This is a genomic window from Pedobacter sp. ASV12, from assembly GCF_016429155.1.
Classification (GTDB): domain Bacteria; phylum Bacteroidota; class Bacteroidia; order Sphingobacteriales; family Sphingobacteriaceae; genus Pedobacter.
On the sequence record NZ_JAELUC010000001.1, the window covers coordinates 21,900 to 38,060 of the forward strand.

General features: G+C 46.3%; 12 protein-coding genes. 5 read left to right on the forward strand and 7 right to left on the reverse strand.

The window, feature by feature from the left end:
* Nucleotides 1-28: 28 nt before the first annotated feature.
* From JHD69_RS00125 to JHD69_RS00140, 4 genes are all read right to left on the reverse strand, one after another.
* A complete protein-coding gene (locus JHD69_RS00125) occupies nt 29-1,210 on the reverse strand; it encodes a M20 metallopeptidase family protein (protein WP_199136033.1) in 1,182 nt (393 codons plus the stop codon).
* A gap of 26 nt (nt 1,211-1,236) precedes the next feature.
* A complete protein-coding gene (locus JHD69_RS00130; RefSeq protein ID WP_233165588.1) occupies nt 1,237-1,677 on the reverse strand; it encodes an SPOR domain-containing protein in 441 nt (146 codons plus the stop codon).
* Nucleotides 1,678-1,762: 85 nt separating this feature from the next.
* Nucleotides 1,763-5,071 carry a preprotein translocase subunit SecA gene (gene secA / locus JHD69_RS00135; protein WP_199136037.1) on the reverse strand — a complete coding sequence of 1,103 codons (3,309 nt, stop codon included), beginning with the start codon at nt 5,069-5,071 and terminating at the stop codon, nt 1,763-1,765.
* 145 nt (nt 5,072-5,216) lie between these two features.
* Nucleotides 5,217-5,519 (reverse strand): hypothetical protein, encoded by a 303-nt coding sequence (locus JHD69_RS00140; RefSeq protein ID WP_199136039.1) that lies wholly within the window; start codon nt 5,517-5,519, stop codon nt 5,217-5,219.
* A gap of 171 nt (nt 5,520-5,690) precedes the next feature.
* On the opposite strand from JHD69_RS00140, the gene purD reads away from it, so the two are divergent.
* On the forward strand, nt 5,691-6,962 hold the full coding sequence (gene purD / locus JHD69_RS00145) for a phosphoribosylamine--glycine ligase (RefSeq protein ID WP_199136041.1): 1,272 nt from the start codon (nt 5,691-5,693) through the stop codon (nt 6,960-6,962).
* Between the two features lie 113 nt (nt 6,963-7,075).
* On the opposite strand, the gene JHD69_RS00150 is transcribed toward purD, so the two are convergent.
* Entirely contained in the window at nt 7,076-8,266 is a 1,191-nt protein-coding gene (locus JHD69_RS00150; protein WP_199136043.1) for a TlpA disulfide reductase family protein, read from the reverse strand.
* A 45-nt stretch (nt 8,267-8,311) separates the two neighbouring features.
* Nucleotides 8,312-9,493 (reverse strand): formimidoylglutamase, encoded by a 1,182-nt coding sequence (locus tag JHD69_RS00155; RefSeq protein ID WP_199136045.1) that lies wholly within the window; start codon nt 9,491-9,493, stop codon nt 8,312-8,314.
* Between the two features lie 74 nt (nt 9,494-9,567).
* Between JHD69_RS00155 and JHD69_RS00160 the strand changes: the two genes are divergently transcribed.
* The 4 genes from JHD69_RS00160 to JHD69_RS00175 all read left to right on the forward strand — a co-directional run bounded on the left by JHD69_RS00160 (nt 9,568) and on the right by JHD69_RS00175 (nt 14,277).
* Nucleotides 9,568-10,530, forward strand: coding sequence for an NAD-dependent epimerase/dehydratase family protein (locus tag JHD69_RS00160; RefSeq protein WP_199136047.1), 963 nt, complete (start codon nt 9,568-9,570; stop codon nt 10,528-10,530).
* A 104-nt stretch (nt 10,531-10,634) separates the two neighbouring features.
* Nucleotides 10,635-11,933, forward strand: a complete 1,299-nt coding sequence (locus tag JHD69_RS00165) for an HAD-IB family phosphatase (RefSeq protein ID WP_199136050.1) — start codon at nt 10,635-10,637, stop codon at nt 11,931-11,933.
* Between the two features lie 259 nt (nt 11,934-12,192).
* Nucleotides 12,193-13,158: a tryptophan 2,3-dioxygenase family protein gene (locus tag JHD69_RS00170; protein ID WP_199136368.1), complete on the forward strand. Its 966-nt coding sequence runs from the start codon at nt 12,193-12,195 to the stop codon at nt 13,156-13,158.
* 54 nt (nt 13,159-13,212) lie between these two features.
* Nucleotides 13,213-14,277 carry a branched-chain amino acid aminotransferase gene (locus tag JHD69_RS00175; protein ID WP_199136052.1) on the forward strand — a complete coding sequence of 355 codons (1,065 nt, stop codon included), beginning with the start codon at nt 13,213-13,215 and terminating at the stop codon, nt 14,275-14,277.
* 50 nt (nt 14,278-14,327) lie between these two features.
* On the opposite strand, the gene JHD69_RS00180 is transcribed toward JHD69_RS00175, so the two are convergent.
* The gene (locus JHD69_RS00180; RefSeq protein WP_233165592.1) at nt 14,328-16,151 is read right to left on the reverse strand and encodes a hypothetical protein; all 1,824 of its coding nucleotides are present in this window, start codon (nt 16,149-16,151) and stop codon (nt 14,328-14,330) included.
* Nucleotides 16,152-16,161: the final 10 nt, after the last annotated feature.

Consider the following 16,161-nt stretch of genomic DNA (forward strand, 5'->3'; position numbering starts at 1 on the left):
TCCCCTTCCACCGTCTTCCTTTTTGCCTTTAGTTGCCCAATTGTTTCAAGGCGATATAGGCCATTAAACCCGTTGAGGTTTTGAGCGCATCTTCGTCGATGTCGAAATTTGGCGTATGAACCGAGTATTGGGTTCCCTTGGCTTCGTTACCTGTACCTAAACGATAAAAGCAGGCATTTGTTACTTGCGAGTAGTAGGCAAAATCTTCGGCAGCCATCCAAATATCCAGGTCGATTACGTTTTCCTTGCCCAGGTAATCTTCGGCATAGGTTCTGGCCCTATCGGTTAATTCTTCTTCGTTAATGAGGAACGGATAGCCACGCATGATGTCGAAGGTACAGCTGCCACCCATGCTCTCGGCAATGCCTTCGGCCATTTTCTTCATCAGCTTATGGGCTTCGCTTCGCCATTCTTCGTTCAGCGTTCTGAAAGTGCCTTCCAATTTAACTTCGTTCGGAATGATATTGGTTGCGCCATTGGCATTGACCTTGCCAAAAGAAAGCACCGATGGCAGGCGTGGATCGGCATTGCGGCTTACGATCTGCTGCAAGGCCACAATAATGTGCGCCGTAATTAAAACCGGGTCGATATTCTGATGCGGCTGCGCGCCATGGCCGCCCTTGCCGTGTACGGTTACATACAGCTCATCGGTAGAGGCCATGTAAATTCCGGAACGGAAACCCACTTTGCCGGTTTCGATCAGGGGCATAACGTGCTGACCTATCATGGCTTGTGGCTTTGGGTTTTCGAGTACGCCTTCTTTGATCATGATGCTGGCGCCACCAGGCAGCAGTTCTTCGGCCGGCTGGAATACCAGTTTAATAGTTCCGGCAAAGTCGTTTTTCAATTGGTTAAGGATATAAGCCGTACCCAAAAGCGACGAGCTGTGCACGTCGTGTCCGCAGGCGTGCATAACCCCATGGTTCTTAGAGCGGTAAGGCTTGTCGTTGGCCTCGTGAATAGGCAGCGCATCCATATCGGCACGCAAGGCCACTACCTGGTCTGAAGGAATAGCGCCTTTAATTAAAGCCACCACTCCTGTATTGGCCATATCGGTATATTCGATACCCCATTTGTTGAGCTTGTCTTTGATAAACATCGAGGTTTCGAACTCTTTAAAAGAAAGCTCTGGGTTGGCATGGATGTGGTGGCGATAGCCTACTACATCGTTGTATATTTGGGCTGCTAGTTCTTGTATCTTATCTTTCATCTGTATTGGTTTTAATCATGGAGAAGCTATTTGTTAGCTTCTTCCAGTTCTGGCGCATTGATCTTCTCCCTAAAAATAAACAGGGTTGGATAGCTGGCTTTCAGTTCGTTGAGAAAACGTTGAGCTTCCATCCTCGTTCTGAAATCGCCAACGCGCAGGTAATAATTAGGTTCTTTGTAGGTAATATAAGCCCCCAGTTTGGGGTAGTTGTTTTTAAAACGGGTCTGTTCGCTAAAGGCTTCACGCCGGTCGGAGCCATAAAACACCTGTACCCTGTAGCCCATATCGGTAACTATGGCCGTACTGCCCGGATTAGCAGCGGTAGGTTTCTTTTTGTTAAGTTCGAGCCTTCTGGCAATGAGACTGTCGATGAGCGGATCTTTAACGATGATGAGCTCGCCCTTGCTTTGGGCCAAAGCAGACTGAAAAGAGAAGAGCACGATAAAAAAAAGACTAAATCTGATCATAACATCCATGGGCCTAAGCCTTTTTACAAGCATAAAAAATGCCGAACTTTTTGCAAAATTCGGCATTCTTATCTGGTATTACAAATTATGCGTTAGCACCGTGGCAGTTTTTGTACTTTTTGCCACTGCCACAAGGGCAAGGTTCATTACGGCCAACGGTTGCTTCCTTACGTATAGGCTGCGGTGGTGCCATTTCGCGGGTATCTTCCATTGGCATGCCGCTACTGCTCGATTCATTGAATTCGGGCTTAGACATGCGCAATTTGCTCGGCTGCGGCTGTGGTGCCCTAGCCTCTCTTACCTCGCCAGCATCTTGTTGTACCGGAATGCCTCCTTTAAACAAGAAGCTGACCACCTCTTTGTTTACCACGCTCAACATGCCTTTAAACAGGTTGAAAGCCTCCATTTTGTAAATGATCAACGGATCTTTTTGCTCGTAAACCGCATTCTGAACCGATTGTTTCAATTCGTCCATTTCGCGCAGGTGCTCTTTCCAGCTGTCGTCTATCAAAGCCAAGATAATGGTCTTTTCGAAGGCCTTAGTTACTTCCCTGCCATTGTTGTCGATTGCTTTTTTCAAATCAACCGGCACCTGTATCTGACGGATACCATCGGTAAAAGGTACGACCACCTGGCCAATTTCATGTCCTCTTTGTTTATAGATATCAGTCAACACCGACATGGCCTGGTTGATGACGTTTTCTGATTTACGGGCATAGAAAGCCGTAACTTCTTCGAACAATTTATCGGTTAAGGCATGGATGTTCTTCGAGTTGAACTCGTTTTCGTCGATGCTGGTATCAACTGAGAAGTTCTTGATGACCTCCAACCTGAAGCCTTCATAGTTGGTGCTTTCTTTGTATTCGGTTACGATATCTTCTGCCACATCGAACACCATGTTGTTCATGTCAACGTCTAAACGGTCGCCGAACAAGGCGTTTCTGCGTTTGGCATAGATTACGGTACGTTGCGAGTTCATTACATCGTCGTACTCCAATAAACGCTTACGGATGCCGAAGTTGTTTTCTTCCACTTTTTTCTGTGCACGTTCGATAGAGCTGGTAATCATCGAATGCTGAATTACCTCGCCGTCTTCGATACCCATTTTCACCATGATGTTAGAAATACGCTCCGAACCAAACAAACGCATCAAGTTGTCTTCTAGCGATACGAAGAATTGCGAAGTTCCCGGATCTCCCTGGCGGCCTGAACGACCGCGCAGCTGTCTGTCTACACGACGAGACTCGTGACGCTCGGTACCAATAATGGCCAAACCTCCGGCTTCTTTTACGCCTGGGCCCAACTTGATGTCGGTACCACGACCAGCCATGTTGGTGGCAATAGTTACCGTGCCTGCCTGACCTGCTTCGGCCACGATATCGGCCTCTTTCTGGTGCAATTTGGCGTTCAGCACATTGTGCTTGATGCCACGCAGCTTGAGCATACGGCTCAACAATTCAGAAATCTCTACCGAAGTAGTACCTACCAATACCGGACGGCCTGCTTCTGTCAGTTTCACGATTTCTTCGGCCACGGCATTGTATTTTTCCCTTACGGTTCTGTACACATAATCTTGTTGGTCTTTTCTGGCCAAGCTTCTGTTGGTCGGAATTTCTACCACATCCAATTTATAGATAGACCAGAACTCGCCGGCTTCGGTGGTTGCCGTACCCGTCATACCGCAAAGCTTGTGGTACATCCGGAAAAAGTTTTGCAAGGTAATGGTGGCATAGGTTTGCGAGGCATCTTCTACCTTCACGTTTTCCTTGGCCTCGATGGCTTGGTGCAAGCCGTCTGAGTAACGACGGCCATCCATAATACGGCCGGTTTGCTCATCAACGATTTTGATCTTGCCTTCGTCTATGATATATTCTACATCCTTTTCGAACAAGGTGTAGGCTTTTAACAATTGGTTTACCGAGTGAATGCGTTCTGCCTTAACAGCATAATCGCGCATCAGGTTATCCTTTTTGGCAATTTTTTCTTCGCTGCTCAGGTTCGATTTCTCGATTTCGGCAATTTCGGTACCAACATCGGGCAAGACAAAGAAATGGGCATCCTCGCCCGATTGGGTAATCAGTTCGATTCCCTTTTCGGTCAATTCTACCTGGTTGTTTTTCTCGTCGATATAGAAGAACAGTTCAGAATCTACCTTAGGCATATTCTTAGACTGATCGGCCATGTAATGGTTTTCTGTTTTAAGCAAGGTTTGCCTTACGCTGCCTTCGCTCAAAAACTTGATCAGTGCTTTGTTTTTTGGCAAACCACGGTGCGCACGCAATAGGGCCAAACCGCCTTCGCCTTCTTCGGTGCCGGTATTGCCACTGTTGATTAAGGTTTTAGCCTGGTTTAAGGCTTGGGTAACGTAAGCTTTTTGGGCATTTACCAAACGCTCGATGCGTGGCTTCAATTCATAAAACTCGTGCTGGTCGCCAAATGGCACCGGACCAGAAATAATCAAGGGCGTACGGGCATCGTCAATCAATACCGAATCGACCTCATCTACCATGGCAAAGTGCAGCTTGCGCTGTACCAATTGGTCTGGCGTTTGCGACATGTTGTCGCGCAGGTAGTCGAAACCAAATTCGTTGTTGGTACCATAAGTGATATCAGCCAGGTAGGCGTTTCTGCGCTCTTGCGAGTTTGGTTCGTGCTTGTCAATACAATCAACACTAATACCGTGGAACTCGAACAATGGCCCGTTCCATTCCGAGTCGCGTCGGGCCAGGTAGTCGTTCACCGTTACAATGTGTACACCTTGACCGGCCAAGGCATTTAAGTAGGCAGGCAAAGTACTTACCAAGGTTTTACCCTCACCCGTAGCCATCTCGGCAATTTTGCCACTGTTTAATACCATACCACCAATCAACTGTACGTCGTAGTGAACCATGTTCCATACCACTTCGGTACCAGAGGCGTCCCAACGGTTTGCCCAATAGGCTTTATCGCCAACAATTTTCACATTGCTTTTGCGGGCGGCATAATCTCTGTCAAATTGGGTAGCGGTAACTTCCAGCTGTTCATTTTCGCTTAAGCGGCGAGAAGTTTCCTTTACTACGGCAAAAGCATCGGGCATAATCTGCAATAACACTTTCTCCAATTCGGTATCGCGCTCCTTGCCCAAGGCATCAACCTGGTCGTAAAGAGCTGTTTTTTCGTGCAAAGGCAAATCCTGCTGTTCAGCCTGCTGCTTTACTTCGGCAATCTGTGCATCTATTTTGCTTAAGGCTTCGGCAATGGTTGCCTTAAATTCTATCGTTTTGTGTCTCAGTTCGTCATTACTCAACGACGAGAGCTTGGCGTAAGCTTCGTTAATCTGCTGCACCAAGGGCTGCAATGCCTTGATATCTCTTTCTGATTTGCTTCCAAATATCTTGGCTAAAAATCCTAACATGTGTATGGTGGTGTTTGTGTATATTCAAAAATGTTCAATTAACAACAACCAAACCATTGGCCTTAACAGGTCAACTTGGCAGTTGCAGGGGAGCTTGAGGCTCCAGTTGCCTTTTAATGAGGCTAAATGCGAGATGGAACAGGACTTAGGGACTGTTGTTTCGGGGTTGCTCCCTGGTGGCTGGGCTGGCCCTGAAATGGTTGGGTGCACGGTATTTGGCTGCTTCTATTTCGGGAAGCGTGCCAATGCTGCTTAAATCGTTGTACGACAAAAAGAAAGGGTTGCGGTCGTGGTCTTGCTGGGCCGTGCCCAACGAAACGATTTCCGTGCCGATCTGCTGCTTGTTGCAGTACCTATCGCTCAAATACCTCAAATCCTCTACACGCTCGGCTTTGGCCAAGTGCGTAAGGCTAAAAAATACAAGAGATATGGTAACGAGGTGTCTCATTCTAGCGGCAAATCTAATTTTAATCTTTTACATACAGAAATCTGATTTACAGCAAATACAATTCCACTTTTCATTTACTGCCAAATCGGCGGCTGAATACGTTTATTTAGATTTTATCCGCGCTTCTGCACAGAAAGCAATATCTTTGTTCGCATAGAAAAACCACTATTGATGAATATTTTACTCCTTGGTTCGGGCGGAAGAGAATGTGCTTTTGCCTGGAAAATCAGCCAATCGGCCCAATGCGACACCTTGTTTATAGCACCTGGCAATGCCGGAACCAGCGCCTATGGCAAAAACGTAAACCTTAACCCCAACGATTTCGAAGCCTTGAAGGCCTTTGCCCTAAAAGAAAACATCGGCTTGCTGGTGGTTGGTCCAGAAGAGCCACTGGTAAACGGAGTACACGATTTTTTTAGCAACGACGAAGCCTTGGCGCACATTCCAGTAATCGGCCCTAAAAAAGAAGGCGCCATTTTAGAGGGGAGCAAGGATTTTTCGAAACAGTTTATGGAACGCCATGGCATTCCTACGGCCAAATCAAGGTCGTTTACCAACGAAAACCTTGCCGAAGGCCTGGCCTACCTGCAAAACCATGCCTTGCCTATCGTTTTAAAAGCCGACGGCTTAGCCGCCGGAAAAGGCGTGTTGATTATTGATAATGTAGCCGAAGCTCAAGAAGAACTTAAATTGATGCTGGGTGGTAAATTCGGCACTGCCGGAACTACCGTTGTAGTTGAAGAATTTTTAACGGGAATTGAGCTTTCTGTATTTGTATTAACCGATGGCAAAAATTACGTGGTGCTGCCAGAGGCGAAAGACTACAAACGCATTGGACAAGGCGATACCGGCCTCAATACAGGTGGCATGGGCTCGGTTTCGCCGGTTCCTTTTGCCACCGAGACTTTTTTGGCCGAGATCAAGAACAGCATTATCCAGCCCACTATCGACGGACTGCTCAAAGACCAAATCGATTATACCGGTTTTATCTTTTTCGGCCTGATCAAAGTAGGCGACAAGCCTTATGTAATCGAATACAATTGCCGCATGGGCGATCCGGAAACCGAAAGCGTAATTCCGCGTATTGAAAACGACTTGGTAGAACTATTCATGGCTGCCGCCAATAAGCAGTTAGGCAGTTATCAGTTAGCCATTAGCGATAAAAACGCGGCTACCGTTATGATTGTAGCCGGTGGCTATCCCGGTCCTTATGAGAAAGGAAAGGTAATTGCAGGCTTAGAAAACCTGCGCGATTCGTATGCTTTCCATGCCGGAACCCTGTTAGAAGGTGGCCAGGTCAAAACCAATGGTGGCCGGGTATTGGCCATTACCAGCGTGCAAGACAGCCAATTTAATGCCCTGCAATGTGCCACCGCCGATGCAGCCCGTATTTATTTTGATGGCAAATACTTTAGGGAAGACATCGGGTTTGATTTGATGTAAAAAAGTTTGAAAAGCCTACATAAAGAGCCCCTGCCGAAATTATCGGCAGGGGCTCTTATTTTTTACAATCTAGCATTTGCGCAGTTTGATAAACTTCGCAAGTGTTATTTTGCTTATTTGGTTTTTGAACCTAAAAGTTCTTCTAATTTTTTGTGCAGAGCTTCTCCACGAAGATTTCTAGCAACGATTTTTCCTTTGGCATCAACTAAGAAATTGAAAGGTATGCCTTGAACACCATAACCTTTAGAAACCGCGTTATCCCATCCTTGCAGATCAGATACGTGTGTCCAAGTCAAGTTATCGTCTTTAACCGCTTTCAACCAAGCTTCTTTAGTAGTACGTGTATTACCGCCGTCTAACGAAACACCCAAAACGGTGAAATTCTTGTTTTTAAATTTATTATAGGCTGCTACCACATTTGGATTTTCTCCTCTGCAAGGTCCGCACCATGACGCCCAGAAATCAACCAATACATATTTGCCTTTAAAATCAGATAATTTAACAGGCTTGCCATCGGCATCATTTTGGGTAAACTCTGGCGACATACCAATTTGCGTTTTCTTTACGCCATCAATAACATCCTTCATCTTTTTAGCCATTTCTGTTCCCTTGTTGGCAGCCGATAACTTCAAAAATACCGGATCTACTGCTTTTGGATCGAAATCAGACCCCATCATGTTCCTCACCGAAACCAAGGCGATATATGAATTAGGGTTTTCGCCAACAAATTTCTCATAAACAGGATTTTTTTCTTTATTTAAAGCTTCATATTTATCATAAAAAGCTTCCATAAAGGCGTCATCTTTTTTCTGCTCAGGCGTAAAGGCATTATACTCCTTCATCAGCCCAGCTACTTTATCGTCAACCGGCTTTAGCAGTTGTGTTAGCTTAGCATTATCATCATTGACTTTAGAATCCACGATTTTCACATGTTTTAGCGAGTCTGTTCCTTCAACCTTGAAAGTAGTCGGCTCAATGTAAACCGACTTCATATCCAATACTTCGCCTTTTGCAGGGCGATTTACATAAGGATTTTTATTGAGGAACAAAGTGCCGCTAGTAGTTTCCTTTACCGTTCCCTTCAGCTCGAAAGCGCCATTGTTTACTACTGCCGAGTCAGTTTTTCGTTGGCCTCCTTCAACATAAGAAAGGAAAATTTTGTCGCCGGTTTTCAAGGCTTTCACATCGCCCTTAATAGTATAGGCTTGTTGTGCCATTACGCCCATAGGTAAAAGGCAAACGGCAGATAAGATTAATTTTTTCATTGTTTTATAAATATAAGGTTTAGGTGCTTTAGCTATCAAATATAGTAAAACGTACAAAATTTTGCGACTAATTCTTTTGTAAAATTAGCTGAGCTTCTGGTAGGTACGCCACCACAGGTTGGGCATCTCGCCGTTTACGGCCGTGTTGTAGTCTTCGTACCTGCACGGAACCAGGTGGTAACGCTCGTTTTTGGAGAAGCCCGACGGATAGGGTACCTGCATCCACCAACGGTCTGAACGCTTGCTCTTTACAAAATTCATTTCGCCCGACCCGTCTTTTAAACTGGTTCGGTAAATGATGTACTGCGATTTTGGCGTCAGCGGAAAATCCTGCTTGCGGTTGTAAAAACCCTCTAAAAAATACCACACCATCTGCGCCAGCAATAGGGCTGTTTGGCCGTTTCTGTCGTAGGCCGGATTAAACTCGTAAAAGCCGATGGAGGTCAATTTGTCGTTCATGCCGGCATAACGGGCAATGCGACAGGCATCTTCGCCATAAAAGCCATTGGGCCCGGCATTGCTATTGGCGCAGGCATCAGACGAGCGGACGGCCCCTAAATCGAAGCTGATCATGTTCGCATTGCGCAAAATGGGTTCAGTCAAAGTCATGTCGGGCAAGAACTCACCCAGCCGGTGCACGTCAAAATAGAGCTTGTCCATTACCTTCAGGCTATCCTGGTTTACAAAATAAGTCTGGTAGCCGATATTGCTGAAATTGAACAGGTAATTGGGCTGATGCAGAAAAATCTTGCTCAGGTAAGAAACAGAAGTGGTTTCTACCCCTTCGTGCTCATCTTCGTTCAAATCGAACTTCGAATCGACCACCACCAGGTCTACTTTTTGCTCCAGGCTCTCATAAGCCATGTACTGGGCATAGGTAATGTCTTGTCCGCCACCAATAATAACAGGCAGGATATTCATTTTCACCAATTCGGCCACGGCGGTTTTCACGGCAAAATAAGTATCAGATACTTCCTTTCCAGCTATGATATTGCCCAAATCGATAATCCTAGAAGTAAAAGCCCCTTCGTTAAGCGCATAAAACTGCTCCCTAAAATAATCGGCAGCCAAGGCACAGCCATTGTTGTTCACGGCGCCACGGTCGTCGTTTACTCCAAAAATGGCTATATCATATGGTTTCTCTTCCAAATCAGGGAACTGATCGGTATAAAACCCGGCCTTCAATCCTAGCTGACTGGTAATAAACCCTTGTTTGGGACTAAATTTTTCGGGATTGATGGGCGAAAAAAAATCTGATAAGGACATAAGGCGGTATGAATGTTGGCATCAAATATCTATTTTTGGGCGCATATTTTAATGAACTCCCTAAAAAAAATGATATGATACTGGTAACCGGCGCAACGGGCTTTTTAGGAGCAGAACTGATCAGGCAGCTTACGGCACAGCAATTAAAGGTAAGGGCTATCAAAAGAAGTACGGCCAATGTTCCCGATTTGATTAAAGACAATTCCTTGATCGAATGGCGCATAGCCGACATTAACGAGCCTGAAACCCTGGCCGATGCTTTTGAAGGTGTTACCCAGGTTTATCATTGTGCCGCTTTCATTTCTTTCGACCCTAAAGACAAGGCCAAGCTGCTTAAGGTTAACATTGAAGGCACAGCCAACGTGGTTAACCTGTGCCTAGAACATGGGGCAAGATTGGTGCACGTAAGTTCGGTGGCAGCCTTGGGCAACGCCAAAAAAGGCGAACAGATTACCGAAAAGGATTTTTGGGAGTACGATCCGCATGTGCATTCTTACGCCATTTCTAAATACGAGGGCGAAATGGAGGTATGGCGCGGCATAGCCGAAGGCCTGGATGCCATTATCGTCAATCCGGCCGTTATTATTGGCAAAAATGCAGGTTTTACAGGCAGCGGCGCTATTTTTAAACTGGTAAAAGATGGCCTGAAGTTTTATACCGACGGTGCCACAGGTATTGTGGATGTAGAAGACGTAGCCAAATGCATGATTTTACTGATGGACAGCCCAATTACCGCCGAACGCTACACCCTTTCGGCCGACAACCTCAATTACAAGGATTTTTTTGCCTCCATTGCCAAAGGCTTTGGCATCAAAGCACCATCAACCGAAGCCAAGCCCTGGATGTTGGGCATAGCCTGGCGCGCAGCCAAGCTGGCCTCTTGGTTTACCCGAAAAGCGCCGGCACTAACCAAAGATGCGGCCCGCAGCAGCTTTAACCACAGCTACTACAGCAATGCCAAAATCAGCAAAGCCGTTCCCATCCAATTCAAGCCGCTTCAAACCAGCATCCTGGAAGTTTGCCAGGCCCTGAAATAAGTAACGGGCTTTTAGCCAAGAACAACAAGTATTGCTATCTTTGCGCCTAACAGAAGCAGGCCTATTTGTTTTTGATTGAGCAAACCTTTATTTATTCCGCAACAATGTTGAAGAAAGCCTTTTACATTATCGATTTTGATAGCACATTTACCCAGGTTGAGGCCTTGGATGAGCTAGCCCGTATCTCTCTGAACAAGCACCCTAACAAAGAGGCTATTTTTCAGCAAATAGAAGATTATACCAACCTGGCCATGGAAGGCAAGCTTTCTTTTTCGGAAAGCCTGGCCCAACGCGTAAAACTGCTCGAGGCCAATGAAGCCCACCTGAAACAACTGGTTACCCGTTTAAAGAAAAAGGTATCGAGCTCCTTCTCGCGCAACAAAGCCTTTTTTAAGAAACACGCCGATGAGGTGCTGATCGTTTCTGGCGGATTTAAGGAATTTATTACGCCGGTAGTGAGCCAATACCACATCAAAAAGGAAAACATTTATGCCAATACCTTCGTGACCACCGGCGATGGCCAGATTATAGACTACGATCATGCCAACCCGTTAAGCGAAGAAGGCGGCAAGGTGAAGCTGATGCGCCAGCTAGACTTGCAGGGCGACCTGTACGGCATAGGCGATGGCTATTCTGATTTTCAGCTGCGCGAAAGCGGCCTGATTAAAAAGTTCTTTGCCTTTACCGAAAATATTGCCCGCGAAAGCATTGTTTCGAAAGCAGACCACGTTACGCCGAGTTTCGACGAGTTTTTGTATGTAAACAATTTGCCCAGGGCGATTTCCTATCCAAAAAACAGGATTTTATGCCTCGTGATTGGCGATGTACCTGCCGAGAGTATCGCTGTGCTCAAAAAAGATGGGCTTTCAATCAGGCATAAAACTTCTTTTGAAGAGAAATATGTGGGCGATGTAGGCATGATGCTTTTGGCCTATGGCGAAAAAATTGAGGACGACAAGCTCAAACGCGCCGTTAAGCTCAAAACCATTGGCTATTTGGGCAACGTTAAAAACAAGTTCTCGCTGCAAACCTGCAACGAAATGGGCATTGTGGTATTCGACGATCCTAAAGCCAATCCGCGCAATGTTTCCTTTCTGCCTAAAAGGATGATCGATTTCATGAACAAGGGCACCACGTACCTGAGCTGCAATTTCCCGAACCTGCAGTTGCCGGCTATCGACAAGTCGCACCGTTTGATCCACATCCATAAAAATGTACCAGGCATTATGGCGCAGATCAACACCATCTTTGCCAAACACAACATCAATATTGTAGGGCAGTTTTTAATGACCAATGCGACCTTGGGCTATGCCATTACCGATATTAATGCCGAGTACGACAAGCAGTTGTTCAAATCGCTCAAAAAAATAGACCATACCATTAAGTTTAGGGTATTGTATTAATGCCTTTCAGCGCTTGGCCAATTGCCTGCCCATTAAATTTTCCCTAAATTGCAACCATGATCAACGCATCGCTTACCGTTTTGAGCTTTTCAGAAGCCTTTAAGGCCTGGAAATGGGTGCGCCTGATCAGTTTGGTTATTGCTCGGCCAAGCTAAGCCGATTATTTCTTAAATTTAGGGCATTGTGCCCACCCCAACAATAGATTTAATGACTTTATTGGCCCTGCTGTATGGCAAATGGCCTTCTTCAATATATCACCATGGATTTTACGCCAGAAATCAAGCACAAGCTAGACAAGCTTCAAGAAAAATACGAGGCTATGGGCCAGGACATGGCCTCTTACCTCGACGGCCTTTTGTATGCCGATTTCCTCACCTATTGGGACTACATCCACCTGGACACGCTCCTGAGCCTGCAAAGCCCCAAAACACCTTTCCCCGACGAGGAAATTTTCATCATGTATCACCAGATTACGGAGCTCTATTTCAAGCTTTCGTTACATGAGTGCAGGCAAATCGCAGAACATCAGCAACTTACGGCGCAGTTTTTTACCGAGCGGATCAAGCGCATCAACGCCTATTTCAATGCACTCACTACGTCTTTCGAAGTGATGGTAAACGGCATGGAAAAAGAGCAGTTCCTCAAATTCCGTATGTCGTTGTTGCCAGCCAGCGGTTTCCAGTCGGGCCAGTACCGCATGATAGAAATCAGCGCCACCAACTTTACCCAGCTGGTTGACAAGAGCCAGCGCGAGGCCTTGAAAAACGCCAGCATCGACGAGCAGTTCGAGTATATTTATTGGAAATTTGGCGCTACCGAACTGGCTACCGGCAAACAAACACTTACCCTTAAACAGTTTATCCAAAAATATGCCACCCAGTTTCTGCAACTGGCCAAAGCGCGCGAGCACAGCAATTTTGCCGCGCTGTACCAGCGGCTGGAAAGCCAAGGCGCCGACGTTAGCGAACTGGCCGAGGAGTTGCGCAAACTGGATTTGTATGTAAACGTAGAATGGCCGTTGTCGCACTACAAGTCGGCCGTACGCTACCTGGAGAAGGATCCGGTCGACATTGCGGCTACCGGCGGTACCAATTGGCAAAAATACCTGCCGCCACGTTTCCAAAAACGCATTTTTTATCCTTTTTTGTGGACCGAAGAACAAATAGAGGAATGGGGAAAATCGTGGGTGCTTAGTGTGCTCAAAACACTTCGAAATGACAAATAAATTACGTTAAAACACGTTTTTTCCCTACTTTTGCAACAATAAATCTTTAAAACCGTGATAGATACCTTACAAATCAAGACTACACAAACCAGCCACTCGAGGCTGGGGGAAACAGACTTCAATGTGCTGCCTTTCGGAAAGGTCTTCACCGACCACATGTTTGTTGCAGATTTTGAAGATGGCGAATGGAAGAATTTTGAAATCCTGCCTTATGGCCCAATTGCCATGAGCCCGGCCATTTCTGCTTTGCATTATGGACAAGCCATTTTTGAGGGAATGAAGGCCTACCGGTTGCCAAACGGCGAGGTAAGCGTATTTAGGGCCGACAAAAATTTTGAGCGTTTCAACATTTCGGCCGCGCGCATGGCTATGCCTACCATCCCAGAAGAAGTGTTTATGCAAGGTATTGCCAGCCTCATCAATATCGACAAGGCTTGGGTACCCAGCGAAGAAAACTACTCTTTGTACCTGAGGCCGGTTATGTTTGCCACCGACGCCGAATTGGGCGTAAGGGCAAGCGCCACCTATAAATTTGTGGTATTAGCCAACCCAAGCGGCCCTTACTACAACAAGGCCCTGAAAGTAAAAATCGAAACCCACTATACACGTGCCAACGAAGGTGGCGTAGGCTATGCCAAAACCGCCGGCAACTATGCGCGTTCGTTGCATCCTTTTGCCGAAGCCCAAAAAGAAGGCTTCGACCAGCTGATCTGGACAGATTCGGCAACGCACCAATACGTAGAAGAATCAGGCGCGGCCAATGTGATGTTCATTTTGAACAACAAACTGGTAACGCCTGCCGTTGGCGAAACCATTTTAAATGGCGTAACCCGCGATACGATCATTGTACTGGCCAAAGAAATGGGCATTGAAGTAGAGCAAAGAAAAGTGTCGATTGCCGAGATTTTGGAAGGCGCCAAAAACGGCAGCTTAACCGAGGCCTTTGCCGTAGGTACTGCCGCAACGGTTACCCAAATTGGCAGCATCGGCTACGATGGCGAGCTTTACACCTTAGCTGATGTAAGTACACGCACCATTTCGCCTGCCATTGCCAAAAAACTAAACGATATTCGCTACGGCCTGGCACCAGACCAATTTGGCTGGAACTGGGTAGTTTAATGATATTCGCTATACCTCATCGGTTAAATCCATGAGGTATAGCGCTTCTATTACCGATTGGCTTCTTCCCTTTCACGTTGTTCGCGACGTTCCTGCCTGCGCTTGCGACGCTCTTCCCTATCGCCTTTCATTTGTTCGAAAGATGCAATCTTAGCCCTGATTTCGGCTTCTTTTTGTGGCGTAACGCCGATACTGTATTTGACACCCTGAAAAAGGGTTTTCCATATAAAATTAAAGAAAGAACTGGTGGGTTTGCGCTCAAACTGAACGGGTGCAATGATGAATTTTCCAGTCGAATCGGGATTATCTGAGCGGATAACCAAGGCATTGGCCAAAATAGAAAGCAGCGCCTTGCGTTTCAGCCATTCCTCGCCTTCTTCTTTTTTAAGCAGGGTAAGTGACAAATCACTGAATCTGAACTTAACCTGGCCTTTGGCTTCTTGCTCGTTGGCCGCTATATCAAAGGCAAATTGCTTGATTGTTCCCTTGTTGATCTGCATCAAACCCAATGCTTTGGAAACCTGATTGAGCTTACGGCCATCCATATCGCTAATGTTGCCTTTGTAGCTAAAAGCACCAATGGGCGAGTTCAAATCGAATTTAAAGCTGATCTCCAATTTGCCTTGCCCCATGATGTAGCTCTGCAAATCGGCCTGCATGATGGGCTGCACCGCTTTTACCTTAGGCATATTGGTCATATTGCTAAGGGTTCCCGAAGTCTTCTCGAAAGTAATCTTGCCCTTTTGCAGGCTTCTTCTGCTAAACTCGGCATAGCTGATGTTGATATTGCCCAGGCTTACCTTTTTAATGCTGATCGGCAGATCGAGTTTTTGCAGCAACTGTTGCGGAAACCGGCCGGTTCTTACTTTTTCCAATTTGGGAAAAGTGCTGTTCCTGAACACCGAAACGTTGCCTTCGGCAATATGCATGTCATTGGCATAAAGCGCTTTTTTTTGGATAAAGGCAGGCAGGTCGATGCCATTTAAAACCAGATTATCCAGTTGGATATGGTAACGCGATTTGGCATAGCCCGCCACGCGGGCAAAGGCTCCTTCGCTATACCTGGGCACTGCCCCAAAATGCTTGAGGCTGAGCTTGCCACTCTTGGCATTGAAATCGAGCTGGTGCACGTTGAGGTGGTACATGCTGTCGGGCGTGGCATAGGTATAATCGCTGATGTTGATGTCGATATCTTTGAGCAGGTACAAACGGCTGGTGTCTTGTGCCGATGTTGGATCGATGAGCCAATCTTTGAGGGTCACATTCATGTTGGCTAACGAATCGATTTCGGGTACCGGCCCATTATTGTCCACATATTTCAGCTTCATGTTCTTAAAATCGACTACTTCTACCCGCAACGACTTAAAGAGCTTGGCAATGTATTCGTATGGCGATTTGCGCGGCCTTGGCGGCAGGTTGTCGTTAAAATCGAAATGCCTGTTTACCATGGTCACTTCCGGCTTATCGAACAGCAACAATTTTACGTCTACCACCTTGTCGAAATAAATAGACCACGGCTTAAATCTTTTGACCGACAACTTTTTCAGTCGGATATAGTAAAGGTTGTTAGGCGCTTTTTGCGCGGCAATCAATTGTTTAAAAACAGTGGTATCGGGCGTAATCCTGACCTCGCCAATGGTAGCCGTGCCAGTTATAAAATTGGTATGAATGTTGGCAAAATCAAGGCTGTATAGCCCATGGGTAGAGGTGCGAACCAACGCTCTAAGCTCTTTGCCAATGATGGGCTTCAGCTTTATGCTGAGGTACCATGAGGCACTAGCCAGGCCCAACACTACAAAAAGCAGTATCGCAGCTATCCATTTGAAGAGCTTGAGTTTACGCCTTGGTCTTTCGGCCATCTTATTGGTTTCCATCTTTGTGCAC

What these genes read in the sequence shown, in the direction of transcription:
- JHD69_RS00125 (WP_199136033.1), bottom strand. Translation starts at nt 1,210, where the DNA reads ATGAAAGATAAGATACAAGAACTAGCAGCCCAAATATACAACGATGTA.
- JHD69_RS00130 (WP_233165588.1), bottom strand. Translation starts at nt 1,677, where the DNA reads ATGATCAGATTTAGTCTTTTTTTTATCGTGCTCTTCTCTTTTCAGTCT.
- secA (WP_199136037.1), bottom strand. Translation starts at nt 5,071, where the DNA reads ATGTTAGGATTTTTAGCCAAGATATTTGGAAGCAAATCAGAAAGAGAT.
- JHD69_RS00140 (WP_199136039.1), bottom strand. Translation starts at nt 5,519, where the DNA reads ATGAGACACCTCGTTACCATATCTCTTGTATTTTTTAGCCTTACGCAC.
- purD (WP_199136041.1), top strand. Translation starts at nt 5,691, where the DNA reads ATGAATATTTTACTCCTTGGTTCGGGCGGAAGAGAATGTGCTTTTGCC.
- JHD69_RS00155 (WP_199136045.1), bottom strand. Translation starts at nt 9,493, where the DNA reads ATGTCCTTATCAGATTTTTTTTCGCCCATCAATCCCGAAAAATTTAGT.
- JHD69_RS00160 (WP_199136047.1), top strand. Translation starts at nt 9,568, where the DNA reads ATGATACTGGTAACCGGCGCAACGGGCTTTTTAGGAGCAGAACTGATC.
- JHD69_RS00165 (WP_199136050.1), top strand. Translation starts at nt 10,635, where the DNA reads ATGTTGAAGAAAGCCTTTTACATTATCGATTTTGATAGCACATTTACC.
- JHD69_RS00170 (WP_199136368.1), top strand. Translation starts at nt 12,193, where the DNA reads ATGGATTTTACGCCAGAAATCAAGCACAAGCTAGACAAGCTTCAAGAA.
- JHD69_RS00180 (WP_233165592.1), bottom strand. Translation starts at nt 16,151, where the DNA reads ATGGAAACCAATAAGATGGCCGAAAGACCAAGGCGTAAACTCAAGCTC.